This is a genomic window from Clostridium sp. (assembly GCF_050717545.1).
Lineage (GTDB): Bacteria > Bacillota > Clostridia > Clostridiales > Clostridiaceae > Clostridium_AD.
Window position 1 is genome coordinate 110,329 of sequence record NZ_JBOITN010000031.1, and the last position, 25,043, is coordinate 135,371.

Sequence of the window (25,043 nt, forward strand, 5' to 3'; positions counted from 1 at the left end):
TAGAATATTATGAGGAGGTTATTATATGGATAAATTAGTTAGAGCTACTGCAAAAGAAGGGCAGGTTAGAATAGTTGCAGCAATAACTACGGATTTAGTAAATGAAGGATCAGCTATGCATTCATGTTTGCCTACGGCGGCGGCGGCTTTTGGTAGGATGTTGACAGCTGGTACTCTTATGGGAACAATGCTCAAGGCAAGTCAAGATAGTTTAACACTTCAAATTGATGGTGGAGGAAAAGCGGGTGGCATAGTAGTAACTGCTCATGCTGATTCCAGTGTAAAAGGATATATAGGAAATCCTAATGTGGATTTGCCAGCTAATGAACATGGTAAACTTGATGTTGGTGGTGCAGTTGGCACAGATGGTTATTTAAGAATTATAAGAGATATGGGGCTAAAGGAACCATACGTAGGTCAAGTACCAATTCGTACTGGTGAAATTGGAGATGATTTAGCTTACTATTATACTGTTTCAGAGCAGACGCCATCAGCTGTGGGACTTGGAGTTCTAGTTGATACCGATATGAGTATTAAAGCTTCAGGAGGATTTATAATCCAAATGATGCCTGGTGCAGATGAATTTTTAGCAGATATGATAACATATAGACTTGAGGAAATTCCATCAATAACAGAATTTATAGAAAAAGGAATGAATATCGAAGAAATTTTAGAATTTATTTTTGAAGATATGGAACTTAAAATACATGAAGAGATAAAGCCAATGTATAAATGTGATTGCTCTAGAGAAAGAGTTGAGAAAGCATTAATAAGTATAGGTAAAAAGGATTTAGAAGAAATATATAATGATGATAAAACTGAAGAACTTAAATGTCACTTTTGTAATAAAAATTATGAATTTAATCATGAAGATATTGGCTTATTGCTCAAAGAAGCTAGTTCAAAGATAAAGTAGTTAGATTAATTGAAAATAATTATTTTATAAAGTTGTTGACAAGTTTTATGAAATGAGGTAATATATAATAGTTGCATAAATACATGTGGGAGCATAGCTCAGCTGGGAGAGCATCTGCCTTACAAGCAGAGGGTCACAGGTTCGAACCCTGTTGTTCCCACCACATACGGCCCAGTAGCTCAGTTGGTTAGAGTGCTGCCCTGTCACGGCAGAGGTCGAGGGTCCGAGTCCCTTCTGGGTCGCCATTTAAATTCAAAAAAATGGCGATTTTTAAAATTAATGTGGCTGGATAGCTCAGTCGGTAGAGCAGAGGACTGAAAATCCTCGTGTCCCTGGTTCGATTCCTGGTCTAGCCACCAGTGGTGCGGAAGTGGCTCAGTGGTAGAGCGTCACCTTGCCAAGGTGAACGTCGCGAGTTCGAATCTCGTCTTCCGCTCCAATAACTTTAAATAATTTAAAGAAATGGCGCTATAGCCAAGCGGTAAGGTCAAGGTCTGCAAAACCTTTATTCCCCGGTTCAAATCCGGGTGGCGCCTCCAAAGCAGAAGAAAAGTAGTCTAAATACTGATATTTCAGTAGGTAGACTACTTTTTTCGTTATAGCATAATATAAGAAACTCTCTAGTGCAAACGTAAAATGCTACCTCTATCAATTAGTTTTCCATTTCTTAAAAATACAGGTTCTACCTTATGCTTTTTAAGAAATTCTAATACTTCTTTTCCATACAAATAATGATCTAAATGGCCGTAAAAAGCTAAGACGTTATTTTCAAGAAGGCCTGTTGCACCACCTATAAATCCATAGTTAAGTCCTGGAAGGAGAATATCACCAGGAGGGAGTAATAAAACATCTATTTTCATGGGAGTTAAAGCTTTGGAAATAGAGACATCCGCAGTAATTATTGCGTGGTCATTTACTATGCATGTAGAACATTTTGTATAACCTTGTTTCACATTTATTAATTTTTTATGTTTAAAAAAAGATAAAAGAGCTGGATCAGTAGAATTAATTGAGTGAACAAGCAGATTTCCTATACTAAGCGCATTAAGAGACACATCATATGGGTATTCTATTTTTAGAGATAAATTTGATTTATGAACCTTATAATTTAGTAGAACTAAATCTTGTATAAATTCACTATCCATATCTTTATGTACCACAATATTATTATCACAGATGTGCATAAGCATATCGGGATGACCACATACAGCATCATATAGCAGGCTACTTGGAGGACAAATAAGCAAATTATAGCCTAAAGATACTAAATGTTCTTTTTCTTCTTTATCAGTTCTAAAATCAATAATTAAATTATTGTTTATAACATTTTTCATTATAATACTCCTTCGTATATGTATACATATATTTTATTATATAGGAAACATCTCGCAAAAAAACAATGTGGATAACTTCTTTTATTGTGTTTATTTTATAACATAAAATTATTAAAAGTACAATATGTCGATAATTGTTTAAGCTCTGGTGCATATACATTAATATTACACGCATACTATCAAAATGAGAAAGGAGCGTGACAAATGCTTTTATTAACTATTGCATATAATAGGAGTATGGAATATATTGTTGAAGAAATTGAAGATATGAAAAAATGTTTTGAAGATAAAAAAAATAAACTAGGCGTATTTGATTGTATAATAGAAGATAGTCACTTGGTAAAGTTTTTTTGCAGTGATGATAATTTAAGTGATAGTAATGTCAAAACATTCAATTTGAATGTTGCTAATATGTTATATAAAATAGTTACAATAGAATTTTGCAAAAAAGAAATGAATGAGTTTTTAGCTGAAACCTATTTTTTTCTTCAATATGATGAAATAAAACAAATCAAACCGAAAATACTAGAAGCTTTGATATGCGAGGGTGCCATATTAGGCCCTAATATGGTGTATTGTATAAATAGGAAAAATAAAATCATAGATAAAATAACTAGGTGTATAGAAGAAAATAATGAAATTAATATAAGTGGATTTTTAACATTCAGGACAAAAGAGATAAATGCAGATTTAGAATGTATAGTAGATAAGGTTGTAGAAGAATATATGGTTGATAAAGAATATAATGAGTTTATAAAACTCCTTAAATACTTTGTTGAAGTTCAGGAAAGTAAGGTAAACGAGGTTAATATTTTAATTGAAAAAAATGGAAATTATCATTTGAGAGATGAACAAGGAAATGATTTAGTAGGAAATATGATAACGGAGTTACCAGATGTTAAGTTTGATTCAAAAGAAAATCAAGAAGAACTTATAATTAGTGCACTTATAACTAGTGCTCCTAAAAAAATAATTATACATTGCGTTGAGAATTGTAAAAATAAAGAATTTATTGGAACTATAACTAAGGTATTTGTGGATAAAGTTTTTTATTGTGATAGTTGTTACGAATGTGAGAAGATAAAAAAAGAAATGGAAGTTTGGAATTAAGCCATAAAATATATGAATGAAATAAAAAATATTGACAAACAATTGGTAAGGAAGTATAATATTAATTGTTGTGAATGAAAATATGAAAATAATTTTATATAAATATGTTTAACAAGAAGAAACAGCCGTTTCTCACCTTACAGCAATGCTAGTTAGGTTGATTAGTAATTTAAATTTGTTACTATTAGGGACGGCATTTTGCCGTCCTTTTAATTGTTTAAATATAATAAGGTTATCTAAATACACCTAGGAGGTGAAAACTATTAGTAAAAACAAAAATTTCATGATGAATGAGGAAATAAGACATTCAGAGATAAGAGTTATTGGAGCTGCAGGTGATGCATTAGGTATTTTAAATACTAAAGATGCTTTAAAACTTGCAGAAGAGGCAGATATGGATTTAGTTATGATGTCGCCTACTGCTAAACCTCCAGTGTGTAGAATAATGGATTTTGGTAAATTTATTTACGAAAATCAGAAAAAAGAAAAAGAAGCTAAAAAGAAGCAAAAGGTTGTTAATCTTAAAGAAATACGATTAAGTGCAACAATAGAAGATCATGATATTGCAATTAAGGCTAGCAATGCTAAAAAATTCTTGCTAGACGAGGATAAGGTAAAGATAACTGTAAGATTTAGAGGAAGAGAAATTGAAAACTCTAAAGTAGGACATAAGATTTTAAAATCTTTTGTAGACAAGATCGGTGATGTTTATATTGTCGAAAAACCAGCAAGGCAAGAGGGAAGAAATATGATAATGATTTTAGCTCCCAAAAAAGCATAACCGAGAGGAGGAATTTTATTATGCCTAAAATGAAAACACATAGAGGCGCAGCAAAAAGATTTAAGAAAACAGGAACAGGCAAGCTTAAGAGAGCGAAAGCTTTTACAAGCCATATATTAACAAAGAAAAGTGCCAAAAGAAAAAGAAATCTTAGAAAAACAGGATATGTTTCAACTACTCAAATAAAAGCGATGAAGAAATTGTTACCATACTTATAATTGAATGGTGATTAGGAGGTATATAAAATGGCAAGAATTAAGCGAGCAGTAAATTCTCGTAAAAACCATAAGAAAGTATTAAAACTTGCAAAAGGCTACTACGGTGGAAGAAGTAAGTTATTTAAAACAGCTAATGAATCAGTAATGAGAGCACTTAGAAATGCATATATCGGAAGAAAATTAAAGAAAAGAGATTTTAGAACACTTTGGATAGCTAGAATAAATGCGGCTACAAGGTTAAGCGATCTTTCATATTCAAGATTTATGAATGGAATGAAACTTTCAGGAATAGATATTAATAGAAAGATGCTTTCTGAAATTGCAATAAATGATCCAAAAGCTTTTGCTGAATTAGTAGAAGTTGCAAAAAAACAACTACAAGCATAAAATTATTTATTTAAAAATGTAGCCATTTGGCTACATTTTTTATTGCATTTTTGACAAAAATATCTTAAGTGATATAATTAATGAAATGTAATTAGTGAAATGTAATTGATGAAAAATTATAGGTGTAGAGGTGACTAAGTTGGAATTGAATATTAAAGTTCTTAAAAAGAAAAGTATATATACTCCTGTTCGGATACTTGCCTTAGGTTTTGCTATAGTTATAGTTATAGGAGCGATGCTTCTAAGTTTGCCGGTAGCTTCGCAAAGTGGTGAAATTACTCCTTTTATAGATTGTATATTTACCTCTACATCTGCTGTGTGCGTTACTGGTCTCGTAGTATTAGACACTGGTACATATTGGACATATTTCGGGAAAACGGTAATAATGTTACTTATAGAAATAGGTGGACTTGGATTTATGTCAGTTGCTACGCTTGCTTTTTTACTTTTAGGTAGAAGAATAACATTAAAAGAAAGAATGGTAATGCAGGAAGCTATGAATGTTAATTCATTACAAGGGTTAGTCAAAATGGCCAAATATGTATTAATATTTACGATGGCTGTGCAGATAAGTGGAGCTGTGCTACTTGCAACACAATTTATTCCTGAGTTTGGAGTAGGCAAAGGAATTTATTATAGTGTATTCCATTCGGTGTCTGCTTTTTGCAATGCTGGGTTTGATTTGATGGGAAACTTTAATAGTGTTGTTTCTTATGCTAATAATTCTGTAATAATATTAACAATTTCTGCTTTAGTAATTATAGGTGGTTTAGGATTCTACGTTTGGGTAGAAATTTACAATTACAAAGGAATTAAAAAGTTGTCACTCCATTCTAGAGTAGTTATTTATTCAACTATAGCATTGGTTCTTGGAGGAGCAATATTTATGTTTATTTTTGAGATGAGCAACCCTAATACTATGCAGGGTATGACTATTAAAGGCAAGGTTTTATCCTCAATTTTTGCATCAGTTTCCCCGAGAACGGCTGGGTTTAACTCTATTCCAATAGATGAAATGACTGCAGCAGGAAAATTTCTAACAATGATTTTAATGTTTATTGGTGGATCACCTGGTTCAACCGCAGGAGGAATAAAAACAGCTACTGCATTTGTGCTTTTTATGACAGTAGTTTCTGTGGCTCGTGGACGAGATGATACTGAAATATTTCAAAGACGCATAAACAAGGAACTTGTCTATAAATCATTAGTAATAACTGTCCTTGGGTTTGTAATTGTTATCTTCGTTACCATGGCATTATCAATTATGCAGCAATCGAATATTCCTTTTGAATATCTTTTATTTGAGGCTACTTCAGCATTTGCTACAGTAGGTTTAACTTTAGGGTTAACTGCAAAATTAACACTTGCAGGAAAGATAATAATAGCGATTACGATGTATGCAGGTAGAGTAGGACCGCTTACTATAATACTTGCATTAGCTAAAAATAAGAAATCTAAATCAGGTAAAATAAAATACCCAGAAGGTAAAATTTTAATTGGATAGGGGTGGTGTAAATGAGTAAAAGGCAGTTTATTGTTATAGGTCTTGGAAGATTTGGAACGTCGGTTGCTGAAACATTATATTCTTTAGGAAATGATGTATTAGCAGTTGATTGTGATGAGGAAGTAGTTCAAGAAATTTCAGATAATGTAACCCATTCAGTTCAAGCTGATGCAAATGATGAGAATAGTTTAAGAGCTCTTGGTATTCGTAATTTTGATTGCGCAGTTATTAGTATAGGCACTAATATTCAATCTAGTATTTTGGCAACACTTCTAGTTAAAGAATTAGGAGTGAAATATGTAATAACAAAAGCGACTAATGCATTACACGCTAAAGTGCTATATAAAATAGGTGCAGATAGAGTAGTTTTCCCAGAACGTGATATGGGTGTGCGAGTTGCCCATAATTTAGTATCTTCAAATATATTAGATTATATTGAATTATCTCCTGATTATAGTATAGCAGAAGTTATTAGCCCTGAAGAATGGCATAATAAAACATTAGGAGAATTAAATATAAGAGCAAAATATGGTATTAATGTAATGGCTATAAAAAGAAATAATGATATCGATGTTTCTCCACTTGCAGATAATGTTATTGAACCTGGTGATATTATTGTGGCTATAGGCAACATTGAAGAATTAAATAAGTTAGAAAATCTAGTTAAATAAGGGGTACTTCTTTTGGAATATATTCAAAGTAAGGATAATTTATTGATTAAAGATGTTAGAAAATTAAAAGAAAAAAGGTATAGAGTAAGTAGTAATATGTTTTTAGTTGAAGGATTTAGGTTTGTACAAGAAGCGTTAGAGTCAGGGTTTGAAGTGGTGAGCATGTTTATAAGTGCTACAGGAGAATCTAAATATGAAGACTTAAACATGAAGCTAAAGTTAAGTAAAAACACTAAAGTTTATATTATTAGTGATAGTTTATTTAAAAGTATCTGCGATACTGATAATCCACAAGGTATTATTGCGGTGCTTAAAAATAAGCCTATTGAAATTAAATATGATCATGGGTTCTATATGTTAGCTGATAAAATTCAGGATCCAGGTAACATGGGAACTATAATAAGAACTGCTCATGCATCGGGAGCGTTAGGAGTTCTTATTACAAAGGGAACAGTAGATATTTATAATGAAAAAACCCTAAGAGCTACAATGGGATCCATTTTTAAAATACCTGTTATTTATGATGAGGATTTATCGCTTTTAAAAAAACTTAGAGATGATGGATTTAAATTAGTTACTAGTTCGTTAGATACTGATAAAAATTTTTATGATGTAGATTTAAAAGGAAAAGTAATTATATCGGTTGGAAATGAAGGTAATGGTATAAGCGAAGAAATTTATACTATAAGCGATATAAAAATAAAAATTCCTATGCCTGGTGGTGCAGAATCTTTAAATGCAGCTGTAGCTGCCTCAATTATGATGTATGAAGTGGTAAGACAAAAAAATAATACATAATATAAAACTTATAGTTGAAATTTTCTTCATTTGTGGTTATAATGTTTTGTATACTTTCACAAATTAATTATAACAAATTTATAATAAATAATAATGAAATAAATGATATTAAACTGTGATGGAGAAAGTAGATATAAAAATATTTACAGGGATAAGAAGCCTAGATTGAGAGCTTGCTTAAATAATTTTTATATTGAAGTTCACTCCGGAGTTCTAGCAGTGAAATTAAGTAACTGATAGCGGGTAGAATCGATAAATTTATCTAAGAGGACTATTTATAGTCAATTAGGGTGGTAACGCGGATATTCCGTCCCTTTAGTGAGGACGGTTTTTTTTTGTTTTATAAAAAACTATAAGATTTATTAAGAAATAAAAATGGAAGGAGCATTTATTATGAAAGAAAAGTTGGAAACAATAAAAGCAGCAGTTTTAGAAGAATTAAAGATTGCTAGTGTAAAAACAGAGTTGGAAAACATTAGAGTTAAGTATTTAGGGAAAAAAGGAGAGCTTACACAAATATTAAGGGGTATGGGGCAGCTTTCAAATGAGGAAAGACCAATTGTTGGTAAAATGGCAAATGAAGTTCGGGCAGATATAGAATCACTTATAACTAAAGCCTCAGATATATTAAAAAGCAATAAAAAGGAAATGGAACTAAAAAGTGAGGTTATAGATATATCTATGCCAGGGAAAAAACAAATAGTGGGAAAAAGACATCCACTTGAACTAACACTTGAAAAAGTTAATGACATATTTTTGTCTATGGGGTTTGCGATTGAAGAGGGGCCTGAGGTAGAAAGAGATTATTATAATTTTGAGGCGTTAAACATACCTAAAGATCATCCTGCAAGAGGAGAACAAGATACTTTTTACATAAATGATAGTATAGTTTTAAGAACTCAAACTTCACCAGTACAAATAAGAACTATGGAAATTCAGAAACCACCTATTAAAATGATATCTCCGGGTAAGGTTTATAGGTCAGATGCAGCAGATGCTACTCATTCACCAATATTTTATCAAATTGAAGGATTAGTTGTTGATAAGGGTATAACTTTTTCTGATTTGAAGGGGACGCTAGAAGCATTTACGCAAAAGATGTTCGGTAGCGAAATGGAAACAAAGTTTAGACCACATCATTTTCCTTTTACAGAACCATCTGCTGAGATGGATGCTACTTGTTTTGTATGTAAGGGAAAAGGTTGTAATGTTTGTAAGGGCAGTGGGTGGATAGAACTTTTAGGCTGTGGAATGGTTCATCCTGATGTTTTAAGGAATTGTGGAATTGACCCAGAAGTGTATAGCGGATTTGCTTTTGGATTTGGACTAGACAGAATTACAATGCTTAAATATGGAATAGATGATATTCGCGCACTTTATGAAAGTGATATGAGATTTCTAAAACAATTTTAATATAATAAAAATGCTAGGAGGATATATAATGAAAATTCCAGTTAAATGGCTTGAAGATTATGTAGATATAAATATTCCACCAAAGGAACTTGGCGATAGATTAACAATGTCTGGTTCAAATGTAGAAGAAGTTATTATAGCAGGTGCTGAAATTCAGAATGTTGTTTCGGGGAAAATAATAGAAATAGTTCGTCATCCCGATGCTGACAAATTGGTTGTGTGTCAGGTAGATATAGGCCTTGATAAACCAACACAAATAGTTACGGCAGCTACTAATATGAAAGAACAGGATATTGTACCAGTAGCCCTTCACGGCTCAACTCTTCATGGGGGATTAAAAATAAAAAAAGGTAAACTTCGTGGCATAGCTTCAAATGGTATGTTCTGCTCTGAGGAAGAACTTGGAATTGCTACAGATGAACCAGTATATGGATTGATGATACTTCCAAGCAATACGATTATTGGTAAAGACATAAAAGAAGTATTAAAACTTCAAAGTGTTTTAATTGATTTTGAGATAACATCAAATAGAGCGGATTGCCTTAGCGTTTTAGGGATTGCTAGAGAAACAGCTGCAACTCTTGGCACAACGCTAAGAAAACCATCGCTAGATTATAAAGCTTCTAACTTAGATAATGTAGAAGATATTTACAAAGTTAATATTAAAGATGAACTTTGCAGAAGATACATGTTAAAGGGAATAAAAAATATAAAAATTGAACCTTCACCACAATGGATGCAAGAAAGACTAATCGAGGCGGAACTTAGGCCTATTAATAATATAGTTGATATTACAAATTTTGTTATGCTTGAGATTGGTCAACCTATGCATGCATATGATGCCAGGCAAATTACAACTAACAATATAATCATTGAGAGGGCAAAGAGCAATGATAAATTTGTTACATTGGATGAGAAAGAAAGAAATTTAGATGAAACTATTTTAACAATAAAAGATGGAGATAGAACTATAGGACTTGCAGGTATAATGGGTGGCTTAAATTCAGAAATAAAAGAAGATACCATAAGCATAATATTTGAAAGTGCAAACTTTGATGGAGTTAATATAAGACTTGCATCTAAAAAACTGGCACTAAGAACTGATGCGTCTTCAAAATTTGAAAAAGATTTGGATCCTAATATTGCTCAAATAGCTATAGAAAGAGCTTGCCATTTAGTAGAAGAGTTAGGCGCAGGTGAAATAATGCTCGGGTGCGTAGATGTGTATCCTAGTGTTATTAAACCTCATTCTTTAGAAGTAGATGCTAACTGGATTAATAAATTTTTAGGAACTGATATATCAAAACGTGATATGAAAATGTACCTTGATAGATTAGAACTTACTACTGACATAATAGGTGACTTTTTAATTATACAGGTACCTACATTTAGAGCTGATATTAACATAAGAGAAGACATAGCAGAAGAAGTAGCAAGAATATATGGCTATGATAATATACCAACTACTATGCCTAAATGTGAGACTTTAAAAAGTGGAAAAAGTGAGAAACAAAAATTAGAAGATAAGGTAGTCCTATCACTAACTTCCAGTTCACTCAATCAATCTATTAGTTATTCATTTGTAAGCCCTAAATTATTCAATAAAATTTTGGTTCCAGAAGGCAGCGAATTAAGGAAAGTAGTTACTATCAGAAATCCTCTAGGAGAAGATTATAGTATAATGAGAACTACAACCATAGCTTCTATGATGGAATGTTTATCAAGGAACTACTCAAGAAACAATGAAGAAGCTAGGTTATTTGAAATAGGTAAAGTTTATATCCCAAATGAAGATGCAGATAAACTACCGGAGGAAAGAAATATATTGACTATAGGTATGTATGGGAATGTTGATTACCTGGACTTAAAAGGTGTTGTAGAAAATGTCCTAGAAATTCTAGGAATGAAAAATACATCTTTTAAAAGAGAAAGTGAAAACCCAACTTATCACCCTGGTAAAACCGCTAATTTATTTGTAAAAAGAGAATTTGCAGGTGTAGTTGGTGAAATTCACCCAACTGTATCTGAAAACTACGAAGTTGAGCCAAGGTGTTATATAGCAGAGCTAAACCTAGATATACTATATAAATATGCGGAGCTTAACAAGAAATATAAACCACTACCTAAATTTCCAGCTGTAACAAGAGATATTGCACTTATAGTTGACGAGGAAATTTTAGTTCAAGATATAGAGGATATAATAGTAGCACAAGGTGGTAATATTTTAGAAAGTACTAAGTTATTTGATGTATATAAGGGTAAACAAATAGCTGACGGTAAGAAAAGTGTAGCTTATGCTATATTTTATAGAAGAGCCGACAAGACGTTAACAGATGATGAGGTAAATAAGGTACATGATAAAATATTAAGAACATTAGAGCACAAAATAGGTGCTCAGCTTAGATAAAAGCATTAAATTATAACCCTCTTATAGCAAGGGGGTTATAATAATTTACAACATCTTTAAAAATAATAGGTTAATATAATAATTGTATTAAATACATGTATAATTTGAAAAAAATGGTTTTATTAAAAGTTATAATGTGATACAATGATATCAACTAATCTGTCTAAGAGGGTGTTTTAGATGAATGTTGTAACAATAAAAATAAATGGTGTTGAATATAATTTAAAGGGCGATGAAAGAGAAGAATATTTACATAAGGTAGCTAGTTATGTTAATAAAAAAATAAAGAATATAATGAGTAATAATGAGAAGCTTAGTACTTCGTCAGCGGCAATTCTAACTGCGTTAAATTTAGGCGATGATATGTTTAAAAGTAGTATATGTTGCAATGAACTCTCAAGTAAAGTTAAATCCATAGAAGTGCGTGATGAAGAACTTACTGAGCAATTAGAGGGTTTAAAAAAACAACTAAGTCATTTGGAAGATTATAATCAAGAATTGCTTAATAAGTGTAAAAAAGTAGAGAAAACAGAATATGTAAAAACTTTAGAGCAAGAAAATATAGAAATGCAACAACAATTAGATATTTTACAAGAGGCTAGTCAAAGTTCAAATCAAGAAAACATTAATATGAACAGAGAAAATAAAGAAATGAAATTTAAGCTGCAATCTTATAAGTATAAAATAATTGATTCTCAAAATAAGCTAATAGAATACCAAATTAGTTTAGCTAAGCAAAAGAAAATTAATAATCCACTTTTATCCTCACATAAGAAATAGTTCTTATTTAAGAATATGCTAGATTGTGAATTGGAGAGATTTTTTTAAAATAAATAGTCAGGTAATAGTGAGAAATTTGCCTTCGAAAATTTTCCGCTATCCCTTGGCTATTTTTTTGGTTATAATTAAAGTATGGTTTTATTAAATGAAAAGGGTGGTACATAAATGAATGTGTTAACAATAGAAGAAATGAGTAAAAGCTTTAGTGAGAGAATACTCATTAATAAAGCATCACTAGGTATAAGCGATAGTGATAAAATTGGTTTAATAGGAGTTAATGGTACTGGAAAGTCTACTTTCTTAAAAATAATAGCTGGTTTTGAAGTTCCTGATGAAGGAAGAATTTTAAAAGGTAGTATGATAAATATAGAATATTTATCTCAAAATCCTGAATTTGACCCAGAAGCTACAGTGCTTGAGCAAATTTTTAAGAGTAAAACTGATATTATGAAGGTTATAAGAGAATATGAGGTTACTTTAGAAAAAATGGAAGAAAATCCAGAGGATGAAAAAATCCAAAATGCTTTAATGAGACTTAACACTAGGATGGATGCATGCAATGGTTGGGAAGTACAAAATGATGCTAAAATTATACTTACGAAACTTGGAATAACTGATTTTAAGCAAAAAATTGGTGAGCTTTCAGGTGGACAAAGGAAAAGAGTAGCTTTATGTAGTGCCCTAATTACTCCATCAGATTTACTAATACTGGATGAACCTACAAATCATATGGATAATGAAATAATAGATTGGCTTGAGAAATTTTTAAATAATAGAAAAGGTGCATTACTTATGATTACTCATGATAGGTATTTTTTAGATAGAATTACAAATAAAATTATCGAATTAGATAAAGGTAATCTATATAGCTACCAGGGAAATTATAGTGTGTTTTTGGAAAAGAAAGTTGAAAGAATGGCTTTAATGGGTTCAATGGAGAAAAAAAGAGAGAGTTTATTTAAAAAGGAACTAGCTTGGATAAGACGTGGTGCAAAAGCTAGAACTACTAAGCAAAAAGCTAGAATTGATCGTTTTGATGAGCTTCGCGATGGAAAAGTTGAGGTAACAAACGAAAAGCTAGAATTAAACTCTGCATCAACGAGACTTGGTAAAAAGATTATGAATGTTGAACATATCTATAAGGCATTTGGTGATAAAAAGTTAATTAGTGACTTTAATCATGTTTTTACTAGGAGAGATAAAGTAGGTATTATAGGCCCTAATGGTATGGGTAAATCTACGCTTATGAATATTTTAAGCGGTATACTAAGTCCTGATTCAGGTATAATTGATTGGGGCGAAACATTAAAGATTGGTTTCTTCCATCAAGAAAATGGTGAGATGGACGAAAAGCTACGTGCTATAGAATATATCCGTGAAGGAGCAGAATTTATAACCACAGGTGATGGAGAACAGATTACAGCTTCTCAAATGCTTGAGAGATTTTTATTTGATGGAACTACAAAACATTCATTTATTTCCAGTTTATCCGGTGGGGAAAAAAGAAGGCTATATCTTTTAAGAATTCTTATGGAAGCTCCAAATGTATTATTCTTAGATGAACCTACCAATGACTTTGATATACAAACTCTAGCAGTGCTTGAAGATTATTTGGATGGATTTAATGGTGTGGTTATAACTGTATCTCATGATAGATATTTTTTAGATAGAGTATCTGATAAAATATTTAGTTTTGAAGGAAATCAAAAGATAATTCAATTTGTAGGGAATTATACTGAATATCAAGAATATATACAAAACAATCCAAACTTACTTGAAGATAATGAAGAAAGTAATGAAAGTGAAGATAAAGAAGCTATAAAGGATATTATCCCAGAAATTAAGCAGGATAAACCTTTGAAATTTACTTTTAAAGAGCAAAAGGAATTTGATGAAATTGATGGTTTAGTTGAACAAAAAGAAGCAGATCTTGTTGAGGTTAATAAAAAGATTAATGCTGCAGGCAGTGATTTTGAATATTTGGAGAAATTGATGAAGCAGCAAAAATATATTGGATCTGAATCAGAACGTCTAATGAAACGTTGGACAGAGCTCAATGAGTTAAATGAGTCTATTGAAGCTCAAAAAAATAGTTAAAGTATTACCTATAATGGTATAATAAAGGCGGCTTCAGAAGAAAATTTATATTTCTACTGAAGTCGTTATATTTTAATGAATACAATGAATTATATTATTATTCAATAAAGACGGTAGTTATTAAAAAAAGAAGGTATAATCTGTGGATAAAAATAGAGATATAAAAATATCTGTGCGTAACTTAGTAGAATTTGTACTACGGGCTGGCGATTTAGATTCGAGATTTATGGGCAGTAGTAGAGCTGTAGATGGTACAAAGGCGCATCAAAAAATTCAGCATGAAAACAGAGAAAAGTATTCTATTATATTTGGAGAAGAGTATTTGGCAGAGGTAAGTTTAAAACATAGAATATTATATAATGATACTGTAATTCAAGTTGAAGGGCGTGCTGATGGTATTTTAATTATTGGCGATAAAGTTACCATAGATGAAATTAAAACAGTTACTAAAGATGTTGAACTTATTAAGGAAGATTATAATAGTCTTCATTGGGCCCAGGCTAAGTGTTATGCGTATATATATGGCATTCAAAATAATTTTGAGCTTATAAGTGTTCAGTTAACTTATTATGAATTAGAGACGGAGAAGATAAAGCAATTCATTAAGGCTTTTTCAATAAATAAACTTAAGGAATTTTTTGATGAAATTATTTCTAGTTATTTTATATGGGCTAATATCACATATGAGTGGAATAAGGTGCGAGATAAAACTATAAAAGATTTAAAGTTTCCTTTTGATAGTTATAGAGATGGACAAAGGGAACTTGCCGTTTCCGTATACAAAACAATAACTCAAAATAAAAAGATGTTCGTGCAGGCACCTACTGGTATAGGTAAAACTATATCTACTTTGTTTCCAGCGATTAAAGCTGTGGGAGAGGGTCATTCTCAAAAGATATTCTACTTAACAGCTAAAACTATAACAAGGCAGGTTGCAGAGGATGCCTTTGATAAAATGAAAAAGAATGGACTTAAATTTAAGACAATTACAATAACTGCAAAAGACAAAGTGTGTTTTAGCAAAGGTAGTGCATGCAACCCGCAGCAGTGCACATTTGCAAAAGGTCATTTTGATAGGGTTAACGGAGCGCTACTTGATATTTTGAAAAATGAAGATACATTTAGTAGAGAAATAATTGAAAATTATTCAAATAAATATAAAGTATGCCCCTTTGAATTTTCATTGGATTTAACTCTGTGGTCTGATTGTGTTATATGTGATTATAACTATGTATTTGACCCTAGGGTATACTTAAAAAGATTCTTTACAGATAACACAGGCGACTATACTATTTTGGTTGACGAGGCTCACAACCTAGTTGATAGAGCTAGAGAAATGTATTCGGCATCACTTCATAAAAAACCGCTTTTGCAATTGAAAAGAGATATCAAAGCTATTGACAAGCAAATGTACAAAATTATTAATAAGCTTAATGCTTTTATGGCTGACATGAAAAAGATGTGTAATGAAGATGGGTACTATAAACAAAAGGGTGAGCCAGTAGATGTATATAATCTGCTTACAAGGCTTACTAAAATATTAGAGGTTTGGCTAACAAAAAATGAAAAATCTGCAATATACGATAACTTTTTAGAACTGTATTTTAATTCGCTAAGTTTCATTCGTGTGGCTGAGCTTTATGATGATAAATATGTAACCTATGTAGAAAGTACTGATGATGATGTGATATTAAAAATATTTTGTTTAGATCCCTCTAAGCTTTTAAGAGAAGCATCTAAAAGAGGGCGGTCGGTGATATATTTTTCTGCAACATTACTACCACTTTCATATTTTAAAAAAATTTTAGGTGGTGTCAAGTTAGATTACAATTTAACATTAAGTTCTCCTTTTGATAGAGATAAACTTAAAGTTCTAGTAGCTAAAGATATCTCCACTAAATTTAGACATAGAGAAAATAGTTACCCTAAAATAGTGGAATATATATATTCTATAATAAGCTCTAAAAATGGAAATTATATGGTGTTTTTCCCTTCTTATAAGTATATGGATGAAGTGTATGATAGATTTACTCAAAAGTATCCTGGAATAAAAGTTAAAACCCAAATGAGTTTTATGACAGAGGAGCAGCGCGAAGCTTTTCTACAAAATTTTAATAGTTTAAGTAGCGATGACACCTTAGGATTTGGAGTTTTAGGTGGTATATTTTCAGAAGGAATTGATTTAAAAGGTGAAGCCTTAATCGGTGCTATAATTGTAGGTGTAGGACATCCCATGATTTGTTTTGAACGAGAAATTATTAAAGAATATTTTGATGAAAAAAGTAATAATGGATATGAATATTCTTATATGTACCCAGGCATGAATAAAGTACTTCAGGCAGCTGGAAGAGTAATTAGAACAGAAGAAGATAGAGGGACAGTGCTTTTAATAGATGATAGATTTCTTCACCAAAGGTATAAAAGGCTTTTCCCAAAAGAGTGGGATAATTATAATATAATAAGTAATAAGACCGATGTGCAAAAAGAGGTCAGCGAATTCTGGAAGTAAAGTAAAAGACCTAAGCAATTGCTTAGGTCTTTATATATATAATAACTAAAATTTAGTTATAAAGTCCATTGGGGGGGATAAAGAAAAGGAAACTAAATTAATAATAACTGCTCCAATACATCTACATAAAATATTTATATCCATCAATACGATAATGGGTCACTGGTTATTAGTTAGAGCGTAATATGAATAAATAATTATGTTCATAACTAATTATAAGATATAAATAGTTTCCTTTTTTTATTTAGGGGTTTTTCTGTTTTGTAATTTAATATCGAAACAAGGTTTATCGTTTGTATAAGTAATACTGGGGGAAATTCGACTTATTTCTTATTCTTAGGATAACATTTATAACACGTTTAGTCAATAGTTTTTAGTAAAATTAATAAAAACAAGAAAAAAATAAAAATAAAGGATGCAATTCGACAAAATATATATGTAATTATTTAATCCTTATTTATAACGACATTTCAGTTCCGCAGGAGATGATTTAATTAGTAGTGTAATTGTAATAGAATAGAAGTATAAACAGGCATTACTAATCTTTTACAGAAAATTAATAATAATCTGAGCATTATAGTGATAAAATATATATAAGAGCATTAATCATATATTCGTCAATGTAGATAACAATTCGCAGTTGTTATCCACTCCAGAGAAAAGTAGGGGGAATTGTAAATGTTTGTTAAATGTTGTAGAGGATCTTATGGCTGGGATAGACTATCAAAAGTAACCTTATTATCAGGGATACTTTTGATTGTAACTAGGTATGCATGGATTTTAGGAACAACACTTATTGTATATTCAATTTGGAGAAGTAAGTCATATAATTTGCATAGGAGAAATACTGAGAAATTCATTTTTGAAAATATAGAAAGAGGGTTTTATAATAAAATTGGAAATTTTAAACATAATTTTAAGCTAATTAGTATTAAAATTAAAAAATATAATCCTATAGAGAGATTAAAAGAAAAAAGAAAGTATATAATTACTAGTTGTCCGAAATGTAAACAAAAATTAAGGGTACCAAGAAAAAAAGGGAGAATTATTGTTACTTGTTCAAATTGTTTTAGTGAGTTTAGGTTAAAAACGTAAAAAAAGATATCCTTAATATGGATATCTTTTTTATTATTAGGTATATGATAGCTAATTTTAAAAAAATAAATTATTTACTTGATCCTAATTCAGCAAGACAATCTTTACAAATGTTTTTACCTTTGTAATTTACAACGTCTCTTGCATTTTGACAGAAAATACAAGCTGGTTCATATTTCTTAAGGATAATTTGATCACCATCTACATAGATTTCTAAAGCGTCCTTGATATCTATATCTAAAGTTCTTCTTAATTCTATAGGAATAACAATTCTTCCAAGTTCATCCACTTTTCTTACAATACCTGTTGATTTCATATAATTTCCTCCTCAAACATCTTTCGACTTATTTATAATTAAATTGTAGCAAAAATAACATAAAACGTCAATAGGTTTATGAAAACATTTAAAAATAATAATAAAAATTAACAAACTTTTACGTATTATGCAAATAAAATATAATTGCCTGTCATTTTAAAAGATATTATAATATCTTTTAAAGTATACATAAATTTTTAATTATTACAATATTAGCAACGGTATGAAATTAATGTAAAAAAATATAAGACATATAAGATAAGATAAAATAAAAAAGGGTTAGTACAATTTAAATTGTACTAACTCTTTTAAAGATAATTAATAATTTTAAAATAGAACTATCTATAATTAGTGAATTGCAAAGCAATATCAAAATCCTTAGATTTTACAAGTGCCATTACTTGTTGCAATGTGTCAAGGTCCTTGCTGCTTATTCTAAGCTGACTATCCATAATTTGAGCTTGAACCTTAAGCTTGCTAGATTTAATTTCAGCAATTATAAGTTTCGCTTTTTCTGTAGATATTCCTTTTATAATTTTAGCAGTTTGTCTTGCTGAACCTAGAGTTGCTTCTTCTTGTTTATCAAGGTCTAATGCCTTGCCGGATATACCTCTTTTAATTAATTTACTTACAAGAACTTCTACAACTGATTTTAATTTAAAATCATCATCAGATACAATTTTAATATCTTCTTTTACTAATTTGATCTCAGTAATAGTGTTTTTAAAATCATACCTTTGCTTGATTTCTTTTAATGCTTGGTTTATTGCATTGTCGACTTCTTGCAAATCTACATCTGATACTATGTCAAACGAATGTGCACTTGCCATAATTAAAAACCTCCTCTGTATCCTATTATTAATTAATAGAATTATCTTAATTAATAGTAGGTTAATAATACAAAAATGTCCAGTGGTTAATGAGTAAAGATTGTAATAATAGATAATATAACCTATTTTAATGAAAAATATATGATTTTTTAATACTATGCAAGGTTTATTTAGAAAAAAACCCCGTTTTTCACTAAGGTATATTGGAAATGGAACGATATATTATTAAACATAAAAAACAAAATCATTTCAATATTGTAGCTGCTCAGGAGATGATTTAATGTAGAACAAAAGTGTACATATGTTTAAAAGGAGAAAAAAATCAGTGATTGTAGATAAAAAATATGAAGAAAATAATAAATATAAAAGTAATTTAGATGACATACAAATAGAAAATAAATCTAAGGAAACAGGAATATATATTAATCAACATTTTCTATTCAATACTTTAAATAGTATATTGTCACTTTGTAGGGAAAATTCCGAAGAGGCTAGAAAAGTTGTTTTAGAATTAAGTAGCTATTTAAGATTTAATTTTAGTGTAACAAATGAAACTGTTTTTTTGCGTGAAGAAATAGAGCATATAAAATCTTATTTATATATTCAAAAGGTTAGATTTGGAACTAGGTTAAATATTGATTATGATATTGATAAAAATATAAATTTTCTAATACCTAAAAACTCATTATGTAATTTAATAGACAACGCAGTTAATCATGGTATTTTAAAAAATGATTTAGGTGGAACAATAACATTAATGATTAAGAGGGATAAAGAAAAAATAGTAATAAAGATTAAGGATGACGGTGTTGGTATGGCGAAGGAGCAAATTAAAAATTTACTTAGTAATAATTGTGGTTCTCTTTCAATTTCAAGTGCTAAATATAAAAATTTATATAATAGTAAAATCCAAGTGAGTAGTAACTTACAAATTGGAACAAATATCAATTTATATATACCGATTGAGAATATAAAGTTCATTTAGGGGGTGGGGTGTATATGCTAAGAGTGGTCCTAGTTGATGATGAGAAATTATCTTTAGACGAATTGAGTTTTATTTTAAGTAAAAACAGCGAAATCGAAATTATAGGTAAGTATGACAGTCCATCAGTCGCTTTAGAATTCATAAAAAAATCTAAACCTGAAATTGTTTTTCTAGATATAGAAATGCCTGGAATTGATGGGTTTACTTTGGCGAAAGAGATAAACAATCTTGATTTTAGTGTAAGTATTGTATTTGCAACAGTATTTGATAAATATGCCATAAATGCTTTTGAAATGAATGTCATTGATTATGTTTTAAAACCATTTTCAGAGAAAAGGCTACAACTTACTATGGATAAAATAAATGAAAAATATAATAATAACAATATACTACAAAAGGGAAAAAATACTGAGGGTATGGTAAAATTACCACTTTGGAAAGATGAGTGCATATACTTAGTACATCCAAAAGATATATTATATTGTACTGTATTAAATAAGGAAGTGTTCGTTTTTACAAGGGATACTACTTTTACAACTCATGACACATTAAATCAATTAGGGAATAGACTTATTAATCAGAATTTTTTTAGAAGCCATAAAAGCTATTTAGTTAATTTAGATAGAATTTATAAAATAGTTCCGTGGTTTAATAGCACTTTTATATTACAAATAGAAGGGCTAAAAGAGGAAGTACCTGTAAGTAGACATTATGTTAAGGATTTTAGAAAATTACTTAATATGTGAATTTGATCATCTTCAAAAATAACTAATGTTGAATGGTTATTTTTGAAGATGCCTAAAAGCATTATCATAAGAAAAAGCGAGGCAATAAATGAATAAAATACTAATAGTAGATGATGAAGTTAATAATAGGATATTGCTCGAGGAAATACTTGAGGAATTCAAAGAAAAAGGTGTGGAAATACTTCTGGCAAGTGATGGGAAAAAGGCTTTAGATATAATTAAAACTCAAATGCCTGACTTAGTATTTTTAGATATCATGATGCCTATGATAAATGGGTATGAGGTATGTAACATAGTAAAAAAAGAATTAAAACTGCTTGGTGTATATATAGTACTTTTAACAGCCAGGGGGCAAGCAGAAGATAAAGAGAGAGGTTTTGAAGTTTCGTGTGATAAATACATTACCAAACCTTTTTGTTTTAATGAAGTTTTAGCAATAGCTGAAAATGTATTGGGATTGAAAATCTAGTAAATAAAAGGACAACTATGTTTTAAATATTATAAAATTGACTAAAATAGATAATGATAAGATTTTTGATCTTGGGAAAAAAAAATTACCATTTAAAACTAATATAAAGTTCGTTTCATATTGCTACAAATATTTTAAAATAATGTTATACTATTGTAAGAAATTATTACGGATGAGAGGAAGAAGTATATGTTGCGTGAAGCACAAGAAAAGTTAAAGAAGTATTATGGATATGATGATTTTAGAAAAGGACAAGAAAATGTAATAGAGAGTATTATAAGTGGAAATGATACTTTTGCTGTAATGCCTACGGGTGCTGGAAAATCTGTGTGCTATCAGATACCTGCGCTAATGCTCGAAGGGGTAACACTTGTAATATCACCGCTTATATCACTTATGAAGGATCAAGTAGATACATTAAATAGTATAGGAATAGCTGCAACATATATAAACAGCTCACTTAGTATTAATGAAGTTAATGATAGAATAGATAAAGTGGCGTCTGGCGAGTTTAAGCTTCTTTATGTTGCCCCAGAAAGGCTAGAATCAGACTTTTTTTGTAATATGCTAAATAGATTAACAATATCGCTTTTAGCAGTGGACGAAGCTCATTGTGTATCTCAATGGGGACATGATTTTAGACCTAGTTATGCTGCAATATCTACTTTAATAGATAAATTACATGAAAGACCGATTATAGCAGCATTTACAGCTACGGCAACTCAAGAAGTAAGAACTGACGTTATAAAGCTGTTAAAATTAAGAGAGCCGGATGTTTATGTAACTGGTTTTAATAGAGAAAATTTAAACTTTGCTGTTATTCGTGGAGAAAACAAAAGAGATTTTGTTTTGAAATATATTCAAGATAATAAAGATAAAGTAGGGATAATTTATACAGCTACAAGAAAAGAAACAAACAATCTTTACGAACTTCTACATAAAAAAGGATACAATGTTGGTAGATACCATGCGGGACTTAATGATGATGCGCGAAAACAAAATCAGGAAAAGTTTTTGTATGATGATATAAATATTATTATAGCTACAAATGCCTTTGGAATGGGTATAGATAAATCAAATGTTAGATATGTAATTCATTATAATTTAACCAAAAGTATGGAAGCATATTATCAAGAGGCAGGACGTGCAGGCCGTGATGGTGAGCCTAGTGAATGTATATTGTTATTTTCAGCGGCAGACGTTTTGCTTCAAAAGTTTTTCATTGAGCAAACTGGCACCAATTCGCAAAGAAAGGTAAATGAATATAAAAAGCTTCAGGCTATGGTTGATTACGCGCATACAACTAGATGTCTGCGACAATTTATTCTACAATATTTTGGCGAAGAGAATGTTGTAGATAAGTGTGACAATTGCAGCAGCTGCAATGATGATAGTGAACTTGTAGATATAACTATTGAAGCGCAAAAGATATTTTCTTGTATCTTTAGGATGAAGGAGAGATATGGTACGTCTTTAATTGCGGACGTGCTTAGGGGATCTAAAAATAAAAAAGTTTTGGAGCTTGGATTTGATAAGTTATCAACATATGGAATAATAAAACAATATACTGTTAAAGAAATAAGAGACCTTATAAACGTGCTTACAGCAGAAGAATATTTGTCACTAGCAGATGGCCAATTTCCAGTTGTCCATTTGAAAGAGAAAGCTGTTGCAGTGCTCAAAAACCAAGAAAAAGTATATCAAAAAATTGAGAAAAAGAAAGCTAAGGTTGTTCGAGATACTGGATTGTTTGAAATACTTAGAGAGCTTAGAAAAGAAATCTCTGAGAGAGAAAAAGTTCCGCCATATATTGTGTTTGCAGATAGCGCATTAAGAGAGATGAGTGAATATTTCCCGGTGAATGAGAAAGAGATGCTTAATATCAAAGGAGTTGGGGAATCTAAGCTTAAAAAGTATGGAGAGGAATTCATATCAGTTATAAAAAAATATATGCAAGAAAACAATATAGAAGTTAAGGATGAAATACTATATAATAAAGATGATGGTAAAATGGAAGTTGCAGTCGCGCAAGATTCTAAAAATGGGGATAAGGTGCCTAGCTATGTTATTACTTATAATATGTATAAAGAAGGTAAAAGCATAGCAGAAATAATTAACGAGAGAAAACTTAAAAGTCTCACAGTACAAGAACATATATTTAAATGCGCTGCGGAGGGTTTTGATGTTAATTTAGATGATTTTATTCCAAAACATCATGAAGCACTTATTATTGAGGTTATAGAAAAAATTGGAGCAACAAAACTTAAACCTATTAAAGAAGCGTTACCAGAAGAAATAGATTATCTAGCAATAAAAGCAACAATCTTTAAATATGCAAATAACAAGATTTCTTAGAAAAAAGGAGAACATATGAATAAATTATTTAATGAACTAGGATTACAAGAAAACCTTATAGAAGGTCTTCTTAAACAAGGAATTGAGTGCCCTACAGAAATTCAAGTAAAAGCTATACCAATGGGACTTGCGGGCTCAGACATTATAGGAGAATCAGAAACCGGTACAGGCAAAACGTTAGCTTATCTACTACCTATATTTCAAAAAATAGACGTAACATCTAAGGATGTTCAAGCAATCATACTTGCGCCTACTCATGAACTTGCTATGCAAATACATAAGCAGATAGAATTATTATCAGAGAACTCCGGTAGCAACGTAAAGTCTACTAGCATAATAGGTAATGTTAATATTAAAAGGCAACTCGAGTCACTTAAGGAAAAACCACATATAGTAGTAGGATCTGTAGGAAGGATTTTAGAACTTATTACTATGAAGAAACTAAAATCACATGGTGTAAAAACTATAGTAATAGATGAAGGCGACAGAATGATTGATGAGGATAACATAGAGGGAGTAAAGGCAATAATAAAAACTACTCTTCGTGATAGACAAATTATGATATTTTCAGCTACGATTTCACTTAATGTTGTAGAAACTGCTAAAACTTTGATGAAGGACCCAGAAATTATTAAAGCTTTAGATAAAAGCGTTATTAACCCTAATATAGAACACATCTATTTTGTAACTGAGCAAAGAGATAAACTTGTTCTCCTTAGAAAACTTATAAGTGCTACTCAGCCAGAAAAAGCGATAATATTCATAAACAGAAGTGATGAGGTAGAAATTACAACTTCAAAACTTAGTTATCATGGACTCAAGGTAGAGGGTATTCATGGGACATCTGATAAAGTTAATAGAAAAAAAGCTATGGAAGATTTTAATGTTGGTAAAATTCAACTTTTAGTTGCTTCAGATTTAGCAGCTAGAGGGCTTGATATAGCAGGAGTAACACATATATTTAACCTAGATATACCAGAAAATTCTAAGGATTATTTACATAGAGTTGGTAGAACAGCAAGAATGGGTAGACGAGGCCTTGCTTTATCTATAGCAGTAGAGAGAGAACTCGATCTTATTAAAAGTTATGAAAGAGATTTTAATATAGAAATATTACAAATGGATATTGCAAGAGGAATGATTTCGCCACACAAAGATATACCACCATTTGAAAAAAGAAAAGCAAACAAGGAAAAATAAATTACATTAGCCTAGCTACATTCAGTATGGTATAATGGATGAGTGGTTTCCGCTAGATGAAATCACTTAATATATACAGGTTTAAAATTGTAATAGAGGTATTAAAATTATATGGAGGTATT

General features: G+C 30.5%; 22 protein-coding genes, 5 tRNA genes and 2 other annotated features. Of the genes, 24 read left to right on the forward strand and 3 right to left on the reverse strand.

Annotated features, from left to right (window positions below; genetic code table 11):
• The first annotated feature begins 25 nt into the window (after positions 1-25).
• The 6 genes from hslO (at position 26) to ACREVX_RS09165 (ending at position 1,455) form a co-directional block, all read left to right on the forward strand.
• Positions 26-916, forward strand: a complete 891-nt coding sequence (gene hslO, locus ACREVX_RS09140) for an Hsp33 family molecular chaperone HslO (protein WP_431543871.1) — start codon at positions 26-28, stop codon at positions 914-916.
• 87 nt (positions 917-1,003) lie between these two features.
• Positions 1,004-1,079 (forward strand) — tRNA-Val (locus ACREVX_RS09145).
• Between the two features lie 5 nt (positions 1,080-1,084).
• A tRNA-Asp gene (locus ACREVX_RS09150) sits at positions 1,085-1,161 on the forward strand.
• Positions 1,162-1,199: 38 nt separating this feature from the next.
• A tRNA-Phe gene (locus tag ACREVX_RS09155) sits at positions 1,200-1,275 on the forward strand.
• Positions 1,276-1,280: 5 nt separating this feature from the next.
• A tRNA-Gly gene (locus ACREVX_RS09160) sits at positions 1,281-1,355 on the forward strand.
• A 25-nt stretch (positions 1,356-1,380) separates the two neighbouring features.
• Positions 1,381-1,455: transfer RNA gene (locus tag ACREVX_RS09165), tRNA-Cys, on the forward strand.
• Positions 1,456-1,536: 81 nt separating this feature from the next.
• On the opposite strand, the gene ACREVX_RS09170 is transcribed toward ACREVX_RS09165, so the two are convergent.
• Complete coding sequence (locus ACREVX_RS09170) at positions 1,537-2,250, reverse strand: DUF6873 family GME fold protein (RefSeq protein WP_431543872.1); 714 nt, start codon at positions 2,248-2,250, stop codon at positions 1,537-1,539.
• Positions 2,251-2,454: 204 nt separating this feature from the next.
• Between ACREVX_RS09170 and ytxC the strand changes: the two genes are divergently transcribed.
• From ytxC to ACREVX_RS09235, 13 genes are all read left to right on the forward strand, one after another.
• Entirely contained in the window at positions 2,455-3,360 is a 906-nt protein-coding gene (gene ytxC / locus ACREVX_RS09175) for a putative sporulation protein YtxC (protein ID WP_431543873.1), read from the forward strand.
• A 107-nt stretch (positions 3,361-3,467) separates the two neighbouring features.
• Positions 3,468-3,579: a sequence feature (ribosomal protein L20 leader region), on the forward strand.
• Between the two features lie 34 nt (positions 3,580-3,613).
• A complete protein-coding gene (gene infC / locus ACREVX_RS09180) occupies positions 3,614-4,141 on the forward strand; it encodes a translation initiation factor IF-3 (protein ID WP_431543874.1) in 528 nt (175 codons plus the stop codon).
• 20 nt (positions 4,142-4,161) lie between these two features.
• Complete coding sequence (rpmI, locus tag ACREVX_RS09185; RefSeq protein ID WP_216306752.1) at positions 4,162-4,359, forward strand: 50S ribosomal protein L35; 198 nt, start codon at positions 4,162-4,164, stop codon at positions 4,357-4,359.
• Positions 4,360-4,386: 27 nt separating this feature from the next.
• Positions 4,387-4,746, forward strand: a complete 360-nt coding sequence (rplT, locus tag ACREVX_RS09190) for a 50S ribosomal protein L20 (protein ID WP_431543875.1) — start codon at positions 4,387-4,389, stop codon at positions 4,744-4,746.
• A gap of 151 nt (positions 4,747-4,897) precedes the next feature.
• Positions 4,898-6,250, forward strand: coding sequence for a TrkH family potassium uptake protein (locus tag ACREVX_RS09195; RefSeq protein ID WP_431543925.1), 1,353 nt, complete (start codon positions 4,898-4,900; stop codon positions 6,248-6,250).
• A gap of 11 nt (positions 6,251-6,261) precedes the next feature.
• Positions 6,262-6,921 carry a potassium channel family protein gene (locus ACREVX_RS09200; RefSeq protein WP_431543876.1) on the forward strand — a complete coding sequence of 220 codons (660 nt, stop codon included), beginning with the start codon at positions 6,262-6,264 and terminating at the stop codon, positions 6,919-6,921.
• A 12-nt stretch (positions 6,922-6,933) separates the two neighbouring features.
• Entirely contained in the window at positions 6,934-7,719 is a 786-nt protein-coding gene (locus tag ACREVX_RS09205; protein ID WP_431543877.1) for a TrmH family RNA methyltransferase, read from the forward strand.
• A 106-nt stretch (positions 7,720-7,825) separates the two neighbouring features.
• Positions 7,826-8,037 (forward strand) — a binding site (T-box leader).
• Between the two features lie 75 nt (positions 8,038-8,112).
• The gene (gene pheS, locus ACREVX_RS09210) at positions 8,113-9,132 is read left to right on the forward strand and encodes a phenylalanine--tRNA ligase subunit alpha (protein ID WP_431543878.1); all 1,020 of its coding nucleotides are present in this window, start codon (positions 8,113-8,115) and stop codon (positions 9,130-9,132) included.
• A gap of 28 nt (positions 9,133-9,160) precedes the next feature.
• A complete protein-coding gene (gene pheT / locus ACREVX_RS09215) occupies positions 9,161-11,539 on the forward strand; it encodes a phenylalanine--tRNA ligase subunit beta (RefSeq protein WP_431543879.1) in 2,379 nt (792 codons plus the stop codon).
• 180 nt (positions 11,540-11,719) lie between these two features.
• The gene (gene zapA / locus ACREVX_RS09220) at positions 11,720-12,319 is read left to right on the forward strand and encodes a cell division protein ZapA (protein WP_431543880.1); all 600 of its coding nucleotides are present in this window, start codon (positions 11,720-11,722) and stop codon (positions 12,317-12,319) included.
• A gap of 165 nt (positions 12,320-12,484) precedes the next feature.
• The gene (locus tag ACREVX_RS09225; protein WP_431543881.1) at positions 12,485-14,416 is read left to right on the forward strand and encodes an ABC-F family ATP-binding cassette domain-containing protein; all 1,932 of its coding nucleotides are present in this window, start codon (positions 12,485-12,487) and stop codon (positions 14,414-14,416) included.
• Positions 14,417-14,558: 142 nt separating this feature from the next.
• A complete protein-coding gene (locus ACREVX_RS09230; RefSeq protein ID WP_431543882.1) occupies positions 14,559-16,925 on the forward strand; it encodes an ATP-dependent DNA helicase in 2,367 nt (788 codons plus the stop codon).
• Between the two features lie 678 nt (positions 16,926-17,603).
• The gene (locus tag ACREVX_RS09235) at positions 17,604-18,020 is read left to right on the forward strand and encodes a hypothetical protein (protein ID WP_431543883.1); all 417 of its coding nucleotides are present in this window, start codon (positions 17,604-17,606) and stop codon (positions 18,018-18,020) included.
• 70 nt (positions 18,021-18,090) lie between these two features.
• Here the strand turns inward: ACREVX_RS09235 and ACREVX_RS09240 are convergent, their stop codons facing one another.
• Together ACREVX_RS09240 and ACREVX_RS09245 are read right to left on the reverse strand one after the other, a co-directional pair.
• Complete coding sequence (locus ACREVX_RS09240; protein WP_431543884.1) at positions 18,091-18,336, reverse strand: AbrB/MazE/SpoVT family DNA-binding domain-containing protein; 246 nt, start codon at positions 18,334-18,336, stop codon at positions 18,091-18,093.
• Positions 18,337-18,674: 338 nt separating this feature from the next.
• A complete protein-coding gene (locus ACREVX_RS09245) occupies positions 18,675-19,166 on the reverse strand; it encodes a YajQ family cyclic di-GMP-binding protein (RefSeq protein WP_431543885.1) in 492 nt (163 codons plus the stop codon).
• Positions 19,167-19,491: 325 nt separating this feature from the next.
• On the opposite strand from ACREVX_RS09245, the gene ACREVX_RS09250 reads away from it, so the two are divergent.
• The 5 genes from ACREVX_RS09250 (at position 19,492) to ACREVX_RS09270 (ending at position 24,921) form a co-directional block, all read left to right on the forward strand.
• Positions 19,492-20,151: a sensor histidine kinase gene (locus tag ACREVX_RS09250; RefSeq protein ID WP_431543886.1), complete on the forward strand. Its 660-nt coding sequence runs from the start codon at positions 19,492-19,494 to the stop codon at positions 20,149-20,151.
• Positions 20,152-20,165: 14 nt separating this feature from the next.
• Entirely contained in the window at positions 20,166-20,897 is a 732-nt protein-coding gene (locus tag ACREVX_RS09255; RefSeq protein WP_431543887.1) for a LytR/AlgR family response regulator transcription factor, read from the forward strand.
• A gap of 88 nt (positions 20,898-20,985) precedes the next feature.
• On the forward strand, positions 20,986-21,366 hold the full coding sequence (locus ACREVX_RS09260) for a response regulator (protein ID WP_431543888.1): 381 nt from the start codon (positions 20,986-20,988) through the stop codon (positions 21,364-21,366).
• A 189-nt stretch (positions 21,367-21,555) separates the two neighbouring features.
• Positions 21,556-23,721 (forward strand): DNA helicase RecQ, encoded by a 2,166-nt coding sequence (gene recQ / locus ACREVX_RS09265; protein WP_431543890.1) that lies wholly within the window; start codon positions 21,556-21,558, stop codon positions 23,719-23,721.
• Between the two features lie 15 nt (positions 23,722-23,736).
• Positions 23,737-24,921: a DEAD/DEAH box helicase gene (locus tag ACREVX_RS09270; RefSeq protein WP_431543891.1), complete on the forward strand. Its 1,185-nt coding sequence runs from the start codon at positions 23,737-23,739 to the stop codon at positions 24,919-24,921.
• Positions 24,922-25,043: the final 122 nt, after the last annotated feature.